The organism is Teredinibacter haidensis, from assembly GCF_014211975.1.
In the GTDB taxonomy this organism is placed as follows: domain Bacteria; phylum Pseudomonadota; class Gammaproteobacteria; order Pseudomonadales; family Cellvibrionaceae; genus Teredinibacter; species Teredinibacter haidensis.
Genome location: NZ_CP060084.1, coordinates 4,238,605 through 4,255,629 on the forward strand (window position 1 = coordinate 4,238,605; position 17,025 = coordinate 4,255,629).

Annotated in this window: 13 protein-coding genes; 9 read left to right on the forward strand and 4 right to left on the reverse strand. The window is 47.5% G+C overall.

Going from position 1 to position 17,025, the window contains the following annotated elements; all coding sequences use genetic code 11:
- Positions 1 to 187: 187 nt before the first annotated feature.
- Positions 188 to 1,501 carry a conjugal transfer protein TraF gene (gene traF, locus H5715_RS17250; RefSeq protein WP_075186223.1) on the forward strand — a complete coding sequence of 438 codons (1,314 nt, stop codon included), beginning with the start codon at positions 188 to 190 and terminating at the stop codon, positions 1,499 to 1,501.
- Positions 1,502 to 1,526: 25 nt separating this feature from the next.
- On the forward strand, positions 1,527 to 3,224 hold the full coding sequence (locus tag H5715_RS17255; protein ID WP_246434601.1) for a hypothetical protein: 1,698 nt from the start codon (positions 1,527 to 1,529) through the stop codon (positions 3,222 to 3,224).
- 70 nt (positions 3,225 to 3,294) lie between these two features.
- Here H5715_RS17255 and H5715_RS17260 read toward each other — a convergent pair whose 3' ends face one another.
- A complete protein-coding gene (locus H5715_RS17260) occupies positions 3,295 to 5,007 on the reverse strand; it encodes an NHL repeat-containing protein (RefSeq protein WP_075186222.1) in 1,713 nt (570 codons plus the stop codon).
- Positions 5,008 to 5,055: 48 nt separating this feature from the next.
- A complete protein-coding gene (locus H5715_RS17265) occupies positions 5,056 to 6,327 on the reverse strand; it encodes an O-acetylhomoserine aminocarboxypropyltransferase/cysteine synthase family protein (protein WP_075186221.1) in 1,272 nt (423 codons plus the stop codon).
- A gap of 264 nt (positions 6,328 to 6,591) precedes the next feature.
- Between H5715_RS17265 and H5715_RS17270 the strand changes: the two genes are divergently transcribed.
- From H5715_RS17270 to dbpA, 3 genes are all read left to right on the forward strand, one after another.
- Positions 6,592 to 7,407, forward strand: a complete 816-nt coding sequence (locus H5715_RS17270; RefSeq protein WP_075186220.1) for a hypothetical protein — start codon at positions 6,592 to 6,594, stop codon at positions 7,405 to 7,407.
- Between the two features lie 787 nt (positions 7,408 to 8,194).
- On the forward strand, positions 8,195 to 8,737 hold the full coding sequence (locus H5715_RS17275; RefSeq protein ID WP_075186219.1) for a PEP-CTERM sorting domain-containing protein: 543 nt from the start codon (positions 8,195 to 8,197) through the stop codon (positions 8,735 to 8,737).
- 438 nt (positions 8,738 to 9,175) lie between these two features.
- A complete protein-coding gene (gene dbpA, locus H5715_RS17280) occupies positions 9,176 to 10,573 on the forward strand; it encodes an ATP-dependent RNA helicase DbpA (protein ID WP_075186407.1) in 1,398 nt (465 codons plus the stop codon).
- A 141-nt stretch (positions 10,574 to 10,714) separates the two neighbouring features.
- Here dbpA and H5715_RS17285 read toward each other — a convergent pair whose 3' ends face one another.
- Positions 10,715 to 11,203, reverse strand: a complete 489-nt coding sequence (locus H5715_RS17285) for a VOC family protein (RefSeq protein ID WP_221892312.1) — start codon at positions 11,201 to 11,203, stop codon at positions 10,715 to 10,717.
- 560 nt (positions 11,204 to 11,763) lie between these two features.
- Here H5715_RS17285 and H5715_RS17290 point away from each other — a divergent pair.
- From H5715_RS17290 to cynS, 4 genes are all read left to right on the forward strand, one after another.
- Entirely contained in the window at positions 11,764 to 12,633 is an 870-nt protein-coding gene (locus H5715_RS17290; protein ID WP_083608071.1) for an SGNH/GDSL hydrolase family protein, read from the forward strand.
- A gap of 327 nt (positions 12,634 to 12,960) precedes the next feature.
- Entirely contained in the window at positions 12,961 to 13,773 is an 813-nt protein-coding gene (locus H5715_RS17295) for a formate/nitrite transporter family protein (RefSeq protein ID WP_075186217.1), read from the forward strand.
- A gap of 36 nt (positions 13,774 to 13,809) precedes the next feature.
- Entirely contained in the window at positions 13,810 to 15,534 is a 1,725-nt protein-coding gene (locus H5715_RS17300) for a bifunctional protein-serine/threonine kinase/phosphatase (protein WP_246434603.1), read from the forward strand.
- Positions 15,535 to 15,601: 67 nt separating this feature from the next.
- Positions 15,602 to 16,042 carry a cyanase gene (gene cynS / locus H5715_RS17305; protein WP_075186216.1) on the forward strand — a complete coding sequence of 147 codons (441 nt, stop codon included), beginning with the start codon at positions 15,602 to 15,604 and terminating at the stop codon, positions 16,040 to 16,042.
- Positions 16,043 to 16,152: 110 nt separating this feature from the next.
- Here the strand turns inward: cynS and H5715_RS17310 are convergent, their stop codons facing one another.
- Positions 16,153 to 16,953, reverse strand: a complete 801-nt coding sequence (locus H5715_RS17310) for a hypothetical protein (RefSeq protein WP_075186215.1) — start codon at positions 16,951 to 16,953, stop codon at positions 16,153 to 16,155.
- Positions 16,954 to 17,025 lie beyond the last annotated feature (72 nt).

The following is a 17,025-nucleotide window of genomic DNA, read 5'->3' on the forward strand; positions in this document are numbered from 1 at the left end:
ATTTGTGTTTTGAGAGCACAAATAGATTAATTTCACGACAATGCTGCGACGCCTTTATTACCTTATAAATGAATTATTAATCATTTTGCGTACGTAGATTGATTTTGCATATCACGCCCTCCTTTGTAGCGATAGCCGCCGGTTTGACTAGACTTTTTGAGTCGGACAACAAAACTGAGGACAATACGTGAAAAAAATAGTGGTAGTTGCGGCTTTAGGCGCACTGGCAGTACCGGCCTATGCGGGCTCCAATGGTATTTATATCGGCCCCAATCACACTACGGGTGATATTCCCTCTGAGTATTCCGTCTTTGCCGCGAACACGAATCCGGCTGCAGCCGCGCTGGTGGTGGCCGAGGAAGACAGCTTTCGCATCAACTACCTGCCATCTATTTGGAATGCAAACGAGCTGGGTAAGGTCGATAACTTTATCGACGATCTGGATGAGCTTATTGATATCCTCGATGACCCCTCCCTAGCCGAAGGCTCCGTTAGCGAAACCTTAGAGCGCTTTAACACCGTCCTGGTGGAGATGGGTGAGAGTGGCTATAGCAAAACCTCTATTGGTTTAACGGCGCCCATACTGCCGCTTTACCACTACAATCATCTTCTCGAAGCCACCTTCTTTGCCGACTTTAGCTACGGCGCCACCATCGGCATGAGTGTGCTCGATGACGAGTTAACTTTCGACCCGCAAAATCTGCTGTTTTCTACCAATACTTCCGCGTATATAAAAAGCGGGATAGAAGCGCGTTTATCTGGAGGGATGAGTAAAAAGCTCTATACCTTTGGCGACGATGATGGTCTGGAGCTGTATGGTGGTTTCAAGTTGAACGTGATTCATTTGAGACTCAGCAAGCAATTGATCGCTCTGCAGCAGCTGAACGGCGAGAGCATTGAAGATGTTGTGGAAGATAGCTATGACGAAAATTTGGAATCCACTAGCAATATGTCCCTGGATATTGGCGTGCTCCTGGTCGCAGAGCGATATCGAGCGGGTTTGACCATCACGGATATTAACTCGCCAAGCTACAACTACGGTGCCGTAGGTACTAATTGCGATCGCTTTAGCGATGCCAGTATCGAACGCAGTAATTGTGATACCGCTGCCTATTTTGTGCAGGCTAAGGGCGAAATTATTGCTCAGGAGCAGCACACACAAGAGGCATTGGCGACGGTAAGTGGTGTTTTTAATCTCAGCAGAAAATGGATGGTAAGTGGCGAGCTGGAGCTGGCGGAGTACGACGATATTGTTGGCCATCAAAACCAGTGGTTAAACCTGGGCACCGCCTACAACACCAACAGCAATGTGTGGCCGTCTTTTCGCATCGGTTACCGCAAAAACATGGCCGGATCGGAACTTAGTTCCGTCAATCTTGGTTTTACCCTTTTCGGCAGGTTAACACTCGATGGTTCTTGGGGTATGGAAAGTACGGAGGTGGACGGTACGACTGTTCCGCGAATGTTCGGGTTTTCGGTCGGGTTTCAGCAAAAATTTTAATCACGAGATATTGATGGTGTAACTTATGCGTTTAAACAGCTTACTAAAAATTGGCTCCGTATTTGGCCTTGGCGTGGGTCTAATTGCGTGTGGAGGTTCTGGGCAGGATGTAGGATCGCCGAGTCATGTTGATACGGTATTGTCCGGCCGTGTTATCGATGGCTACCTAGCCCGTGCGACAGTATTTATGGACACCAACAACAACGGGACGCGCGATGCCTGGGAGCCGTTTGCGTTTACGGACGACGAGGGCTACTACAGCTACAACCCCAATACCGATACCGATTATTGCGCGGCTGATGCCAGCGCGGCGCTGCAACAATACTGCTTGCGATTAAATACCGTACTGGCAACGGCAGTTATTCGTGTGGATGGCGGCTACGATGTACAAACGGGGGAACCCTTTATCGGACAGTTGAGTCGGCGTGTTGATATTAATACAGAGGTGGAGAATGATTTCATTGTTACGCCCATTACTACATTGTTGACGTCGATTGACGGCGAGGAAAATCAGCATGCAGTTCTGAATAGGCTGGGCCTGAATGCACCGGATCTGGATGTCGATTACCTGCACAACGATTCTATAAGCCCTCAACTTATTAATACTGCACTCACCATACATAAATCGGTCACGATTCTATCTGATGCGCTTACCGATACCTACTTTGAAATTGGTGAAAACTTGGGTACACCGAACGACGCGAGTCAGTTGGTATATAAAAACCTTGCGGAGTTTGTTTTGGCTGGTGAGGACGATGTGGAAACGTTGTTGGCTAGCGAGGGCACCCTGCTGTCGGTACTGGAAAATACTGAGGATGAGCTGCGATCAATCTATACGCTTCGTGAATTGGATCTGCCCGCCGATATGGGCTCACCTTTCTCTCCGGGAGCGTTTGAGCGAACCGTAGAACACGTGGTTCAAGTGCCCAATGTGGTCGATCACATTATCAATATTCAGCAAACTGTTCATAGTGCTGACGAGCTAGAGGGCGCGGTGCGATTATTGGAAACTATTGTTGTTAAAAATCTAAATGAAAATGGCGGGATAGATACGACGATCGAGAATGCAATTAACTTTGTAACCAATAGTGATAATGCGGCATTGTTGGTGGGTTTAACGGAAAGCTTGGGCGAAAATAACGCGTTCGTATCGGAGCTCGTGAATAACGATTTTTTCGGAGATGATTTTGATACGGTGGAAGACTTCCAGCAGGCCGTAAGTTTGCCCGAGGGCGCAGAAGCGTTTAGTGCTCTAGCCGGGAAAAAAGTCCACCTTTCCGATCCGGATCTTGGGCAAGCGCCGAATGACCTAAAAGATATTGAAGTTGCCTTCTTTTTTTCCGGTGAGCAAGGCGCTGTGTCCGGATCGATCAAAGCGTGTGCGAAATATATTGATGGTGCCAGCAGTGAAGGATCACTGGGCGAGGGCAATACCCGAGGTGAATTGGTCGAGGGTTTCTGGACCCTACTGGGAGCTACTGCCGACAACAACGAATCCTACAGTGTGCTGCTAACGATGACGTTCCTGGGTGCGACCTACCAATCCATTATCAAGCCGGCCGGCACCCTTGTTGTCGATGGACAGGAGCGTTATGCGCTGCGTTTTGATTTCGATGGCGATATTCGCGACTGGCATACGGAAAATGGCTTTGAGGAAAATGGTGTAATACCGCAAACTGCGGAAGATTGTGAAGAATTACTACCTTCTCGTGTGGGTATTTAAAAGACAAACATATCGACAAGAACAGCGTAAGCCGGTGAAAACTGACTTACGCTTTTTATTGGGCGCTAAACTATAGCGGCGACAGTACTACAAATAGAATCATAACGGCTATGAGTACTGAAAAAATGAGTAATTGATCCTTTGATGCCCGCCACGAAATGGTAAGAGCTTCGATCTGTCCGCACCTCCGAGCTTCTTTTAATCTAGGGAAAACGTAATCTAGCAAATCGCCATTATCAAAAAATCGATATTGCGGGCTGCCGATTAAAATTAGCACATTGTCAGCCATCAAAAAACGATCATTAAAAATAATATTGTTGCCACGTGCAATCGTCTTTTGTCTATCTGATTTATGCAAAATAAGTGAATCACCGATAACACCAATTTTTTGCTGGGATAAGTGGCGCTTCAGTGAATAGAGAAGAATACCTGTAAGGGCGCACATTAGAGTTAAAAAGGTTAGCGTGTTCACACTAAAGGTATCGATAGGAACGATTCCGAAAAATGTGAGGAAGCTAAAAAGCAGGAGTGAGGTGACCGATATTACACCGGTAATTTTAATGTATCGCAGCGGCTTAGCGAGTGTGTTATCGAGCCAAAAAATCTTTCCTTCCTCTACAGGCTTGGCTGGCTTGTGAGTATGTGTTGTCGATGTGCCCGAGGTAAGCCGCTGAAAATGATTGAGGGTTTGCTTTCGCTCTAAAATCCAGGCGCTGTAAAATCCGCCAATTAACACTAATATTAGAGAGGCTAAGCCAAAGGTTTTAATCTGGGAGCCATTGCGTGCTTGGGTTTCACTTGTTTGAGTTAGTCGGGATAGCGTGGGCGATTTGGGCTCTGGTAGAGATTTGTTGTTTTGGTCGAAACGATATATAAGCGGTTTTGCGAAGTTATTTACCCAAAGGGCATCCTGCCAAAAGGTCATGGCGAGTGGGTCGCGCATCTCAGCATTTTTTGTGGGCAGTTCTGCAAGCTGATCCCCTGTATTGGAGTATTGAATAATGCGGCCGTTGGCCATGGTGGAATCGCCGATGTTAACCCACCATGTACTGGAAGACTTGGCCATTTGGTTTGGCCAGCGATATTCCATATTTAATTCAGTCGGTAGTGTATCTTCGATATGGGAAAAATTATCGCTGCTAAGCGAAATTTTAGCCAGGCGGTGGTGGTTGGTATCGGCCACCCACAAAGCATTTTCAACGTAGAGTAATTGGTTGGGAAAGCGAAAAGTTTTATTGTTGCTGTAGGCGAGCGTTTCACCTCTGTCGTTAAGTTTGTAAAGTTTAAAGGCCGGGGTATCGGCGACAATAACGTTATCGCTATCGTGCATTACCCATAAACGAAAACTGCTTTTTAGTGCGGGTAGTTGTGGGGCGAAGCGCGAACAGTTTAGGGTATACAGATTACAGCGGAAAAATCCGCTTCTATTCGATGGGGGTGCGTCGTTGTTTTTCTTTAGGCGAAGAAAGCGTAGGAGGTTGTAACGAATTCCCGGAGCCTGCTCCAGATGATAGACCAGTAGCTCGCCATTGCTAAAAAAAGCGTAGTCTCCGTGAGGCTGAATCCCAAGCGATTCCATATCAAAATTCTGGGACTCCAGAGCGTTATTATCGAACCAAACTAGGTGAGAGCCAAACTGGGTGACTAACTGATTGTTGTGCTCGCGAAAGAACCCATAGCGATCAACAGCATTTATTTGGCTGTTGCCGAACAGGTAGATACCCAGGCTGGCAAACGATAGAAAAACAATAATAATCGCAGCAACTAACGACTTCCCTTTCATAGCTTACTCCCCAAATAATAGTTGTCAGTTGCTGCAATCGCTTTCGCCTTAAACGTGATCCAGGGCCTGTGAAACATCGGCGATAATATCGTCGATATTCTCAATGCCCACAGAAATACGAATAAGATCAGCCGATACGCCTGCAGCGGCCATTTCTTCTTCATTTAGCTGTCGATGAGTTGTCGACGCCGGGTGACAGGCGAGGGATTTGGCATCGCCAATATTGACGAGTCGCAAAATCATCTGCAGTGCGTCGATAAATTTCGCGCCAGCTTCCAGTCCGCCCGTAATACCAAAGCTTAAAATACCGGATGCTTTTCCAGATGTGATTTTTTGGCAGTTGCTGCGGTAGGGGCTGTCTGGCAGTGCGGCATAATTAACCCAGAGGACCTTTTCGTGACGTTGCAGCCAGGCGGCCAGTTTCTCGGCATTTTCGCAGTGACGGTCGATCCGCAGGCCCAGGGTCTCCAGGCCCTGTAAAATCTGAAAAGAGTTCATTGGAGAAATAGCAGCGCCAGTGTTTCGAAGTGGCACTACGCGGCAGCGAGCAATATAAGCCGCTTCACCCAGAGCCTCGGTGTACACCACGCCGTGGTAGGAGGGGTCGGGTTGGTTGAAAACAGGGAAGCGCTCTTTATTCGCAACCCAGTCAAATTTTCCAGAGTCGACAATAATGCCGCCGATGGACGTGCCGTGGCCGCCAATATATTTTGTTAATGAATGAACAACAATATCTGCGCCGTGCTCAAACGGGCGACACAAATAAGGCGTTGCAACGGTGTTATCAACTATCAGAGGAACGCCGTATTTATGAGCGATATCAGCCAGCTTCTCTATATCCACCACATTGCCCGCAGGGTTGCCGATAGATTCGCAAAAAACGGCTTTGGTGTTATCGTCTATTGCTTTTGCAAAGCCATCAAAATCATCATGGGAAACCATGCGGGCTTCAATGCCCTGGTTGGGCAGTGTGTGAGCAAATAAATTATATGTACCGCCATAGAGTTGACTGGTGCTGACAATATTATCGCCGACCGAGCACAGGCATTGAACGGCATAGGTAATTGCTGCCATGCCAGAGGCGGTGGCCAATGCGCCAATGCCACCCTCCATCGCAGTAAGTCGCTGCTCTAATACAGCGGTAGTCGGGTTCATAATACGGGTATAGATATTTCCCTGAACTTTTAGATCGAACAGATCTGCCCCGTGCTGTGTATCATCGAAGGTGTAGGAGGTCGTTTGGTAAATGGGAACGGCCGCAGCCTTGGTTGTTGCTTCTGGCTCGTAACCAAAATGCAGTGCTAAAGATTCGAGTTTCATAATATACCCGTATAGTTTGCGAGAAGAAGGATAGCTAGAATAGCAAGGCTATTTAAGCTTATTGTGCTTTTTTCAGCACGAGAGTATACGTTGCTAGCATGCGATGGATCAAAGGTAAGCGTGGAAATTCCGTGTTTGCATATCGATAAGTGAATATTGCGGCGCAGCGCAGGAATCGACGAGTGTTCGAACATAAAATTACAGATTCCTTTTCATGAAATGCTAATGTAACCCAAAGCTACCCTCCAACTGGGAGATATTATTATGAAAATATTCCTGCTTCTTACTGTTGTGCTACTTGTCCTCGGCTGTGACGGGGATGATAACTTTCCCGATACCTTGCGCTCTTCCTCCAATATTAAAACTGAAAACATTAGTTTATATGTTGGCGTCGAGGTGCATGAGCCAACTGAAGATGAAGCCGAAGGGCACACGCATCTGAATGTCGAATTTTATGGCATTGATCGCGATGGTTATTTCTACTCGATCGAGCTGGCAGAAGCCGATGCGCTTTCAATTAGCGTTGATGGCATGACAACATCTATTGTCGGTGTTCCGGTAATTTCGGAAGATGAAAAATTCTTTATGGATTACAGTGAAGAGCTAGGCGTTACCGCGCCGGGAACCGAAGTAGTGGTGACGTTGAATCGGGGTTCTACTGCGGCATTACATACTGCAAATGTTATACTGCCGGAGGAGACGCCGTTCACTCTGATGCCGGAAGATGACGTGTTGCTGCTGACCGATGAGCTAGTCGTAGAGTGGGATGAAGACGAGAATAAAGATTATGGTTTGCGTTTTTACTACTGGTGTGATGTTGTCAATAATCACCCGGTTAATTATTCTATTCGCTATCCCAATCAAAATGTGACGCTGGTATCCAGCCCTTTCTATTTTTTACCCGACGACTATTTCAATGTGCCGGAAGATTTAGAGATTCTGGGCTGTGAATTAACGGCGAGGTTGTTGGTTTATACTAAGCAGGAAGCGCAGCCAACAAGTGATTTTGAGCAGGTAACGGTGCAAACAATGCGAAGCCAGTCCATTATCCGCGAGCTTAACCCCCAGGCGGCTCCGTAAAATTACGCTGGGCATTACACCGTTGTGTGCAATGCCCACGATTAAAACAATTCCGCTCTAGTTAATTAGTTGCACTGGCGTTTCTCTAGCCCGCGCACCAAAAAAATTCTATGTTTATTCCTTTTCTAATCGACCCCTAAACAATTTTGTTGTTTTCGTGATTTTCCCTGGATTTTCTCTCTCTACGTGTTGTTTCTGGCGTTATTTTATGTTCTTGGGTGATGGGAGGAGGGAGACGCAGTTCAGCTAAAAGCGTGTACATTTTGAGTGGCTCGACTTTTTTGAATTTTGAGGAACCCTAGGGTAATTACGACTGGTTATATCATATTTAAAAAATTGATTTGTATGTAAATAGAAATTTTAAACGAGTTAATAAATTTTCTATGTAAAAATAAAGTTGTAGAGTTATGCATATTTACGGTGCCACTGCAGTTCTCGTAACTGGCACTGCAATCGCTGTTAATGTCGAGTTGTTTTACGTGTGTGTGCTAGCGAGAAAAATAGACTATTGAAATTTTTAATAAATGTGGGTTGGTACAAGGTATGCAACACCGAACCCGTATATACGCGGGCCGTTTAGTCGCAGGCTTTCGGATTGTGGGTGACCATTCTGCTTCGCGAGATGGCATTTATAAAAAGGAGCGTGTAGACGTCTGGTAATAAGGCGTAATTTACATACCTTATAAAATCACGGTATAAAAGAAGTTGCAATGAGTCTAGTGATAGATGAAAAACAGATGTATTTGGAGCGAGGGGGTTTTGGGGAAACGTAAAAGGAGTTGTTTAGATGACTATCGTGATAGGACATTTTTTAAGATCGTTAATTGTGTTGGCTGCGTTGCTAACGCTGTCTTCGGGTGTAAACTCGATGGTTGTTAAAAAGGATACGCTGCAAAACGGCTGGGGTTATCCCGTTCATGTTTTTTTGAGCGCAGTCGTTTACCAACCCCTAATGGGTGACCGTACCGATGTGAGGGTAAAAAAAATCAGCGCTGCTGCTAGCACTGTCGATGTGTGTGGTTTGCTTGATTTTTACTGTGATGACCGTGTACCGTCTATTAACTTTCTGAGTAATTTCGAGTTGTGGCCGATAGTCTCGGTTGATATCCGTCACGGTTTTGGATCGATGTTCGCGGTGTCAATCATGATCTCTGGCCGGTATAGTTTCGGGCAAACTGTTGATGTACAAAAAGACACTATCGAAAATGGGGTTCAGGAAAATACGGTGCTTGCGTCAGAGAGCGATTTGGTAGATGTTCCAGAACCCTCAACCCTGCTACTGTTGTTGTCTGGTGTTTTGGTGTTGATTGGGCTAAGAAAAATTAAATAGTGCTATTTAATATCTGACCCAACATAAAAAATTAGAAGTAAATGGAAAGGGTTCTGCGCAACGCTGAACTTTTTCCATGGAATGATTGAAGTTGTCGCCAGCAGAACGATAGTGGAGGCAGGCTCGGTGTTTGCCTTGAGGGTGTGTGTGAGCGCCCGAGCACGACAGGTCCGTTTTGTTTAGTGCGCGTTACCACCAGAATCCAGAATCAGCCTTATTCGCGCCCATCATTTATCGCCAGTAGAGCCGGTTCATATTGATGTGTGTAGCTGGAATGTGCTTTGAATTGGGTATTGCCGCTAAGCTTAAGAGTCTTTGTAGGCCACAAAAATATCGCCCCTAAGGTATGGGAGGGATATAATGCGCGATTCCGGGTTAGTTCTACCTCTACTTTCCCTATACGCCGATAGCCGCGAAAACTCTATACTGGAGCAACTCTTGTCCTCTGACGACTCTGTACTCTCTTTCGATACTCTTCCTTTGGCCCCCGCTCTGCTCAGCAATCTTGTTGATCTGGGTTATACAAAAATGACGGATATACAAGCGCTGGCCTTGCCGCCGGTGCTGGAGGGGCAAGATGTTATCGGTAAGGCCAAAACTGGCTCGGGTAAAACCGCCGCCTTTGGTTTGGGCGTATTGAATAAATTGGAGGTGGGTCGTTTTCGTGTGCAGGCGCTGGTGCTCTGTCCTACACGAGAGCTGGCCGATCAGGTTGCGCGCGAGCTGCGTAAACTAGCCCGCGCGATACACAATATTAAAATTTTAACGCTGTGCGGTGGCATGCCCATGGGACCACAAATTGGTTCCTTGGAACACGGTGCGCATATTGTCGTGGGAACACCCGGTCGAATCGAAGATCATGTGCGCAAACAGCGCCTTAACCTGTCAGACGTGAATATGCTGGTGCTGGACGAAGCTGATCGTATGCTGGATATGGGCTTTCAGGAGACCTTGGATGCGATTGTTAAAGAGATCCCTGAAGATCGTCAAACACTTTTGTTTAGTGCAACCTTTCCTAGCGCCATTGAGTCGCTTGCCGCACGCGTGCAAAAAAATCCGGTGATGGTCGAGGCCGGAGCTGCTCACAGCGAAAGTAGTATCAAACAGCATTTTTATCATGTCGATAATAATGAGGAGCGGCCGCAAGCAGTTGCGCGTTTACTTGCACACTTTTCCCCTGTCTCGACAGTTGTTTTTTGTAACACCAAGCGCGAGACCGATGAAGCCGCAGAGTATCTGCGTGAGGAGGGCTATACGGCGTTAGCCTTGCACGGAGATATGGAACAAAAAGATCGGGACCGCACGCTGGTATGTTTTTCCAATAAAAGTGCCTCTGTGTTGGTCGCAACCGATGTAGCTGCGCGCGGTTTAGATATCGAAGAACTGGATATGGTGATTAATTACCATTTGGCACGGGATTCGGAAATACATGTTCACCGAGTGGGGCGAACGGGAAGAGCTGGGAAAAGTGGTATTGCTGCTAGTCTGGTAAGTGAAAAAGAAAGCACAAAAATTAAAAGGTTGGAACAGAGTCTGGGTCGCAGCCTAGAAATAGTGGAGCTACCCGCAGAAAAAGACAGTGCCCCTCCGAAAAAACCACCGATGGTTACGTTGCAGATAGACGGCGGTAAAAAGCATAAAGTACGTCCTGGCGATATTGTGGGAGCACTAACGGGTGAGGGTGGAATTCCTGGTGATAAAATTGGGAAAATTCAAATTTTTCAATTTAACTCCTATGTCGCGGTTACCCGTGACCAATCGCGACAAGCGCTGGCGAAAATCAGTAAGGGCAAGCTTAAAGGCCGAACTTACAGGGTAAGGGTTGTAGGCGTATAGGGGCGCCCCGGAGTCAGTGGTGCCCCATTTTCTGGGTAGGGAAGGTTGCCTGCTACCCGGGTAGGCACTGATATGTCGCACCCTTGTGGTAAATCCTTTTATGGGAAAATGCCTAAGGTTTCAGCGGCTTCAAGATATTAGCTAATTAAGCTCATCTACGACCAGTTTATGGTCGTTATCCAATACCCAGGTCTCTTCGTAATCCACCTCAAAAAGGTGGCCGTCGGGATCTTTAAAATATCCGGCAATTCCCCACGGTGTACGCGTCGCAGGTTTTACCAGTGTACCACCCGCTTTTACCGCTCTCTGTAAAATGAGTGGAACGTCATCTGGCGTTTTTGCCAAATACACTAGTCCAATACCAGAGAATCCAGTCCCCTCCGGCGAATCAAAGAGAGCGTCCTGCGCAAGGTCTTTTCTTGGTATCAAACACAGAGCGTAGCCTCCGAGGTCGAACTTGGCAAAGCCATCATGACCGGTAGAGGATTTCGCCCAGCCAAGATCCTGATAAAACTGTATGGAGTTCAATACGTTTTTAACACCTAGCAAAATAAGATGTAATCTCTGGCTTGGCGCAACGGTGGTTTCGGTATTAGGGGTAAATGTATAGCCCACTGGTTTATCCATCATCTTAGTCTCTCCGTTATTTTTGGCTATCTACGTTTTAGCGATGCGGCTCTATCCGGGCGCTGCAATTTCCCCTGCGGTGAATCTTAGCTTGAAGCTATGATATTACGTTAGCTAATACACTATCGGCATAATTCCCGGTGGCCTTTGTCGATGGTAGCAAGAGACCTTTTGTTTTTTCAGCCATAGAAAAAATATAGGCTTAGATATATATCGTTATCTGCTCGAAAACGGTATTCGTGGCTGCGGGCAAAGGCCGCCGCAATATTTGAATGGCGAGGGTAATACTTGGCGTTTCAGCTACATTTTTTCGGTTTCACTCCTTAAATCCTACTCGGGCTAGGCGCGAGGAGTCATTGCCACTTTTGCCTCTATCAGGGCTGCCGCATATCAGGCCCAGAGGAATGTATACTCGCATCAAAGGCGGCTCTTGGTGGCTCGCAGATTGTGGTTCTGATGAGGTATAAGCTGCCTCTGGATTGTGTAGTCGTGTATGATGCGGTGTAACCGGTTACAGTTGGTCGGTTCCGGGTCATAATGAGAATTAAAAAAAGGTTTATTGTATGTTCAGTTTCAGACGTTTAGGGCTGGGTGGCATGGCAGCCGCTCTATTGCTCACCCTGTTTTCCAGCCAGGTTTTGGCTACACGTATTATGCCTCTTGGCGACTCGATCACGGGTAGCCCCGGTTGCTGGCGCGCTTACTTGTGGCAGCAGCTGAGCGACGCAGGGTATAGGGACATCGATTTTGTGGGTAGCCTGTCTGCCCCTCACTGTGGCTTTGATCACGATGCGGATAACGAAGGCCATGGCGGGTTTTTGGCCCGCGATATTGCCAATGACAATAGTCTGGTGGGTTGGCTGGAGACAAGCAATCCCGAAGTGGTGCTGATGCACTTGGGAACTAACGATGTATGGAACAGTGTGCCCACAACACAAATACTCTCCTCGTTTACGGCCCTAGTGGAAGATATGCGGGATAACAATTCCAGTATGAAAATTCTGGTTGCGCAAATAATTCCCATGGAGCCGACCGAATACCCGTGCTCAAGTTGTTACGCGGCGGTTGAAGCGCTAAACGGAGCCCTGGTTGAATGGGCACAGGGCCTGAGTACAGCCACTTCACCCATTGGTATTGTCGATGTTTGGACGGGGTTTGATGTTATTACTGATACCTCTGATGGGGTGCACCCGAACACGGCTGGACATCAAAAGCTCGGCTCAGCCTGGTTCGATTCCGTTAAGAGCCTGTTAGATGGTGAATTTGCGGGTGAAAGCTCGGATACCGCTTCGAGCAGTAGTTCGTCATCAAGCCAGGAATCGTCCAGCTCTGAGGCTGCGGAGCCTAGCTCTAACTCTTCAGGCGGTGGCGGTAGCTTTGGTCTTGCTATGTTAGTGATTCTTGCCGGGTTTGCATGGCCGCGCCGGCGCTAGTGATTGAGTCTGTTTTTTCAGCCGGGAGCAACACTCCCGGTTTTTATCCGCATTAAGTCCCTGGCCCATTTCTCAATTGCACCTTTTTAAGTCACCATTTGGCGCCTAGCCGCCAGCTCCACTAAATCCTATATGTTGGCGCCTCGTAATGTGTCAGTTCGGCTTGGTTGCGCCCCATAATGGAGCTCTAACGGTTTAAGCTTTATAGGCAATTCCATCTTTATTCCTTATATATCAAACGATTAGGGTGTTTATTTTTGGGTGGGCATAGCTTTTGCTTTGGTGAGGTTATGTATTTGTAACTCACCATTAATAAGAGACAAAACCATGGCTTATATCGAACCCAGTGAGTTTGTGACCAAAATGGTCGACTCAGGCGAACAGAAAGTTTACATGTCAACTAAAGATACGTTTATTCGCGCGTATATGGCCGGTGCGATTCTTGGTCTGGCGGCGATCTTTGCGATCACAGTTGCGATTAAAACAGGCTCACCTTTGGTGGGTGCTATTCTATTCCCCGTCGGTTTTATCATGCTTTATCTGATGAAGTTCGACTTGCTTACCGGTGTGTTTACCCTGGTTCCCCTTGCGCTATTGGACAAGCGCCCGGGCGTTACCTTTGCTCAGGTCATGCGTAACTGGGGCCTCGTCTTTGTTGGTAATTTCGCCGGTGCCTTAACCACGGCGTTTATGATGTCCTTCATTCTGACTTACGGCTACAGTGTTGATGGTGGCGCAATCGCCGCTAAAGTCGGTAGCATTGGTGAAGCTCGTACACTCGGCTACAAAGAGTACGGCCTAGCTGGTTGGTTCACCATCTTTATTCGCGGCATGCTGTGCAACTGGATGGTCTCCATGGGTGTTGTTGGCGCGATGATTTCAACCTCCGCCACGAGTAAAATGATGGCGATGTGGATGCCGGTTATGCTCTTCTTCTTTATGGGCTTCGAGCACTCCATTGTGAACATGTTCCTGTTTCCGTTTTCCATGATCATGGGTGGCGAGTTTACGGTAACGGATTACCTGATCTGGAATGAAATACCCACGGTACTGGGCAATCTTGCGGGCGGTCTTCTGTTGGTCGGCTTACCCTTATACTTTACACACGTGCGCACCAGCCCAGAGCGTAAACTCGCTTAAGCTGAACTTGGAATATCCACCCGCAAGCGGGTGGATATGAATGTTATGAGACAACAGCTTCAAGTATCGATCGGCCAGCACAGTGACAAAGGCCGAAAAGCAATTAATCAAGATTCTATTGGCGCCTACATACCAAAGGAGCCATTACTCAGTACCAAGGGGATTGCGATAGCCGTCGCCGATGGCATTAGCAGCAGCAATGTCAGCCAGATTGCCAGCGAAACTGCGGTAAACGGCTTCCTTCAAGACTACTTTTGTACCTCCGATGCATGGTCGGTAAAAACGTCGGCCGAACGTGTGTTGCAGGCAACCAATTCCTGGCTATTTTCCCAAACGCGCAGCAGTCCACATCGATTCAACAAAGATAAGGGTTATATCTGCACCTTTAGCGCGCTCATTATAAAATCCAATTCGGCACACCTGTTTCACTCCGGCGACACACGTATTTTTCGTCTGATAGACAACGATTTGGAGCAACTTACCGAAGATCATCGTCATCAGTTGGATGAGGAAACCAGCTACCTCACGCGCGCGCTGGGCATTCATCAGACGCTGGATATGGACTACCAGACGCTTTCAGTCGAAGAGGGCGATGTGTTTGTGCTCGCCAGCGACGGGGTGTATGAGCACGTCAGTGCCAGCGGTATCGTGCAGGCTTTCAACGAAAACAGGAGCGATCTCGACCGTGCCGCACGCAGCATCACGCAACAGGCGTTCGATGCCGCCAGTGGCGACAATCTCAGTGTGCAAATTGTTAAAATTGACCAGCTACCCGATCATCAAATAGACGAGCTGTTCCACCAGGTTTCAACTTTACCGTTGCCACCCAAACTGCAGGCGCGCATGCAGTTTGATGGTTATAACATTGAGCGGGAAATTTATATCAGCAGTCGCAGCCATGTGTATTTGGGCGTAGATGAGCTGAGTAAGCAGAAAGTCGTTATAAAAACACCCTCCACCGAAATGCGCGACAATGCCGCCTATCTCGAGCGCTTTCTGATGGAAGACTGGATTGCCAAGCGAATAGATAACGCGCACGTGTTGAAGGCCACTGCCATCTCGCGAAAGCGTAACTACCTTTATCTGGCAACCGAGTATATCGAGGGGCAAACCCTTACGCAGTGGATGCGCGACAATCCCCGGCCCAGCGTAGAAGTGGTTCGCGATATTGCAGAGCAGGTCGCCAAAGGTTTACAGGCCTTTCATCGGCAGGAAATGATCCACCAGGATCTGCGTCCGGCCAACGTGATGATCGATCACAATGGGACGGTGAAAATTATTGATTTCGGTTCCACTAAAGTTGCCGGTATTGCAGAGATTCAAGCCTCGGAGCAAATACAAGGTACCGCTCAATACACCGCGCCGGAATATTTTATTGGTCAGGGGGGGGCGCCACGCTCAGACGTATTTTCCCTGGGTGTTATGTGCTACCAGATGCTAACTGGAACGCTGCCCTACGGCACTAAGGTTTCCACCGCACGCACTCCGTCTGCTCAAAATAAACTGCAGTACACGCCGATAAATCATAAGCGCAAAGATATACCCGACTGGGTGGACGACGCGATTAAAAAGTCGGTTCATGTCACACCCTTAAAGCGTTACCAGGTAATGTCTGAATTCGTTTACGACTTGCGTCACCCAAATACCAGTTTTTTAAACAAAACGCGTCCACCACTAATTGATCGTAATCCCGTTGCATTTTGGCAGGGTGTTTCTTTTATATTTTTACTGATTATTGTATGCCTCTTAATTTGGCGTTGAGAACGCCTGGCTCGATACCACAATCTGCTAATTTATTATTCAACAATCACTTAATAGGAATGGCCACATGAATAAAGTCGACGTTACAGAAGCCGTAATACTGGCAAAAAAATCCAAAGGCCTCAGTTGGGAAGCCATTGCCAGTGAGCTGGGTATGGGTACCGTGTGGGTGACCTCCGCCTGCCTTGGTATGAACAGCATGCCAGAAACGTTGGCAGACAAGCTTTGTGCGCTACTGGAATTGCCGGAAGAGGCAAAGGCCGCGCTTATGGAATACCCAACCAAAACCTGGGAGCAAAGTGTTCCTCAAGATCCACTCGTCTATCGCCTTTACGAAGTCGTTGGTGTTTACGGTGATACCCTGAAAGAAGTCATTCAGGAAAAATTTGGCGATGGAATTATGAGTGCGATTGACTTCAGTATGGATGTGGAAAAAGAAGAAAACCCCAAAGGCGACCGCGTCGTGATTACCATGAACGGGAAGTTTTTGCCGTATAAGGCCTGGTAAACACGGGGGATAGGTAGCGTAGAGCACCGGCAAACACTACTTGTTTGCCGGTGCTCTTACGTTCGGAATGGACAGATATTTTTCTGCAACTTTCGTCAAATGCTAGTGGCTTATCCCATTGGGCAAACAAAGGCGCTAACGTACCAGGGCGTTTTTTGTGTAGAGCTTCTTATCTGGAAGGTACGATTAACTCCGGCTTTAGCTAATGCCTGTTCAGAAAGCAAGCCGAGCGCCTGTGCTACCTCCTTCTCCTCACTGTTTGCACGAATCGAATACCCTGTAACTTGGTACCCCGAGCGGGCATTTATAGAGTCTGGCAGCTCTCGAATGCGTATTCGTCCTTTCGCCCCTTCCGCCGCTAGTTGCGCACCAATGAGACTTGCTTGATCCATAGCGGCCTGGCCAGAAGACGCGCACCAAAAAATATCAAAATCCCAGTCGGCCCATTTGTAACTGGCGGTGGCCTCTCGGGTTTTCGATGGCAGCATGGCAACATTTGTTTGGAATTTCTCTTCAGCCTCCAGAATCCTTCCAATCTTCTGTTGCATCTCCGGTACGCCACCTTGTTTCAGTACATTTAAAAGTGAAGACCGTAGCGGTTCGTCCACCATAACCACAACAAAAGCTTTGGCCGCATCTTGCTTCTTGGGGTCGCTCTGTTCAAGAGATTGGGTGACAATCTCGTAAATTCTTAAATTAAAATCCTGGTTGCTTTCTCTTTCTTCGCGCTCTTCACTGCTTTGTTTAACTTGTGTGTCGATTTCCGCCAGCCGCTGCTGCAGTAGCTGATCTCGTTGCCGCAAATTTAAATCGTTGTTGGACACCTGATTATTTAAAACAGCGACCATAATGGCCGTAAGAACGGAAACAAGGGGGATACCAATGTTCTTTATGATGTCAAATATCTTCATGTCGCTTAACCTTGATATTGGAATGAATAGTTAACGCTGTTAGAAAGTACTCCACTGCGGCGGAAGTTTAAC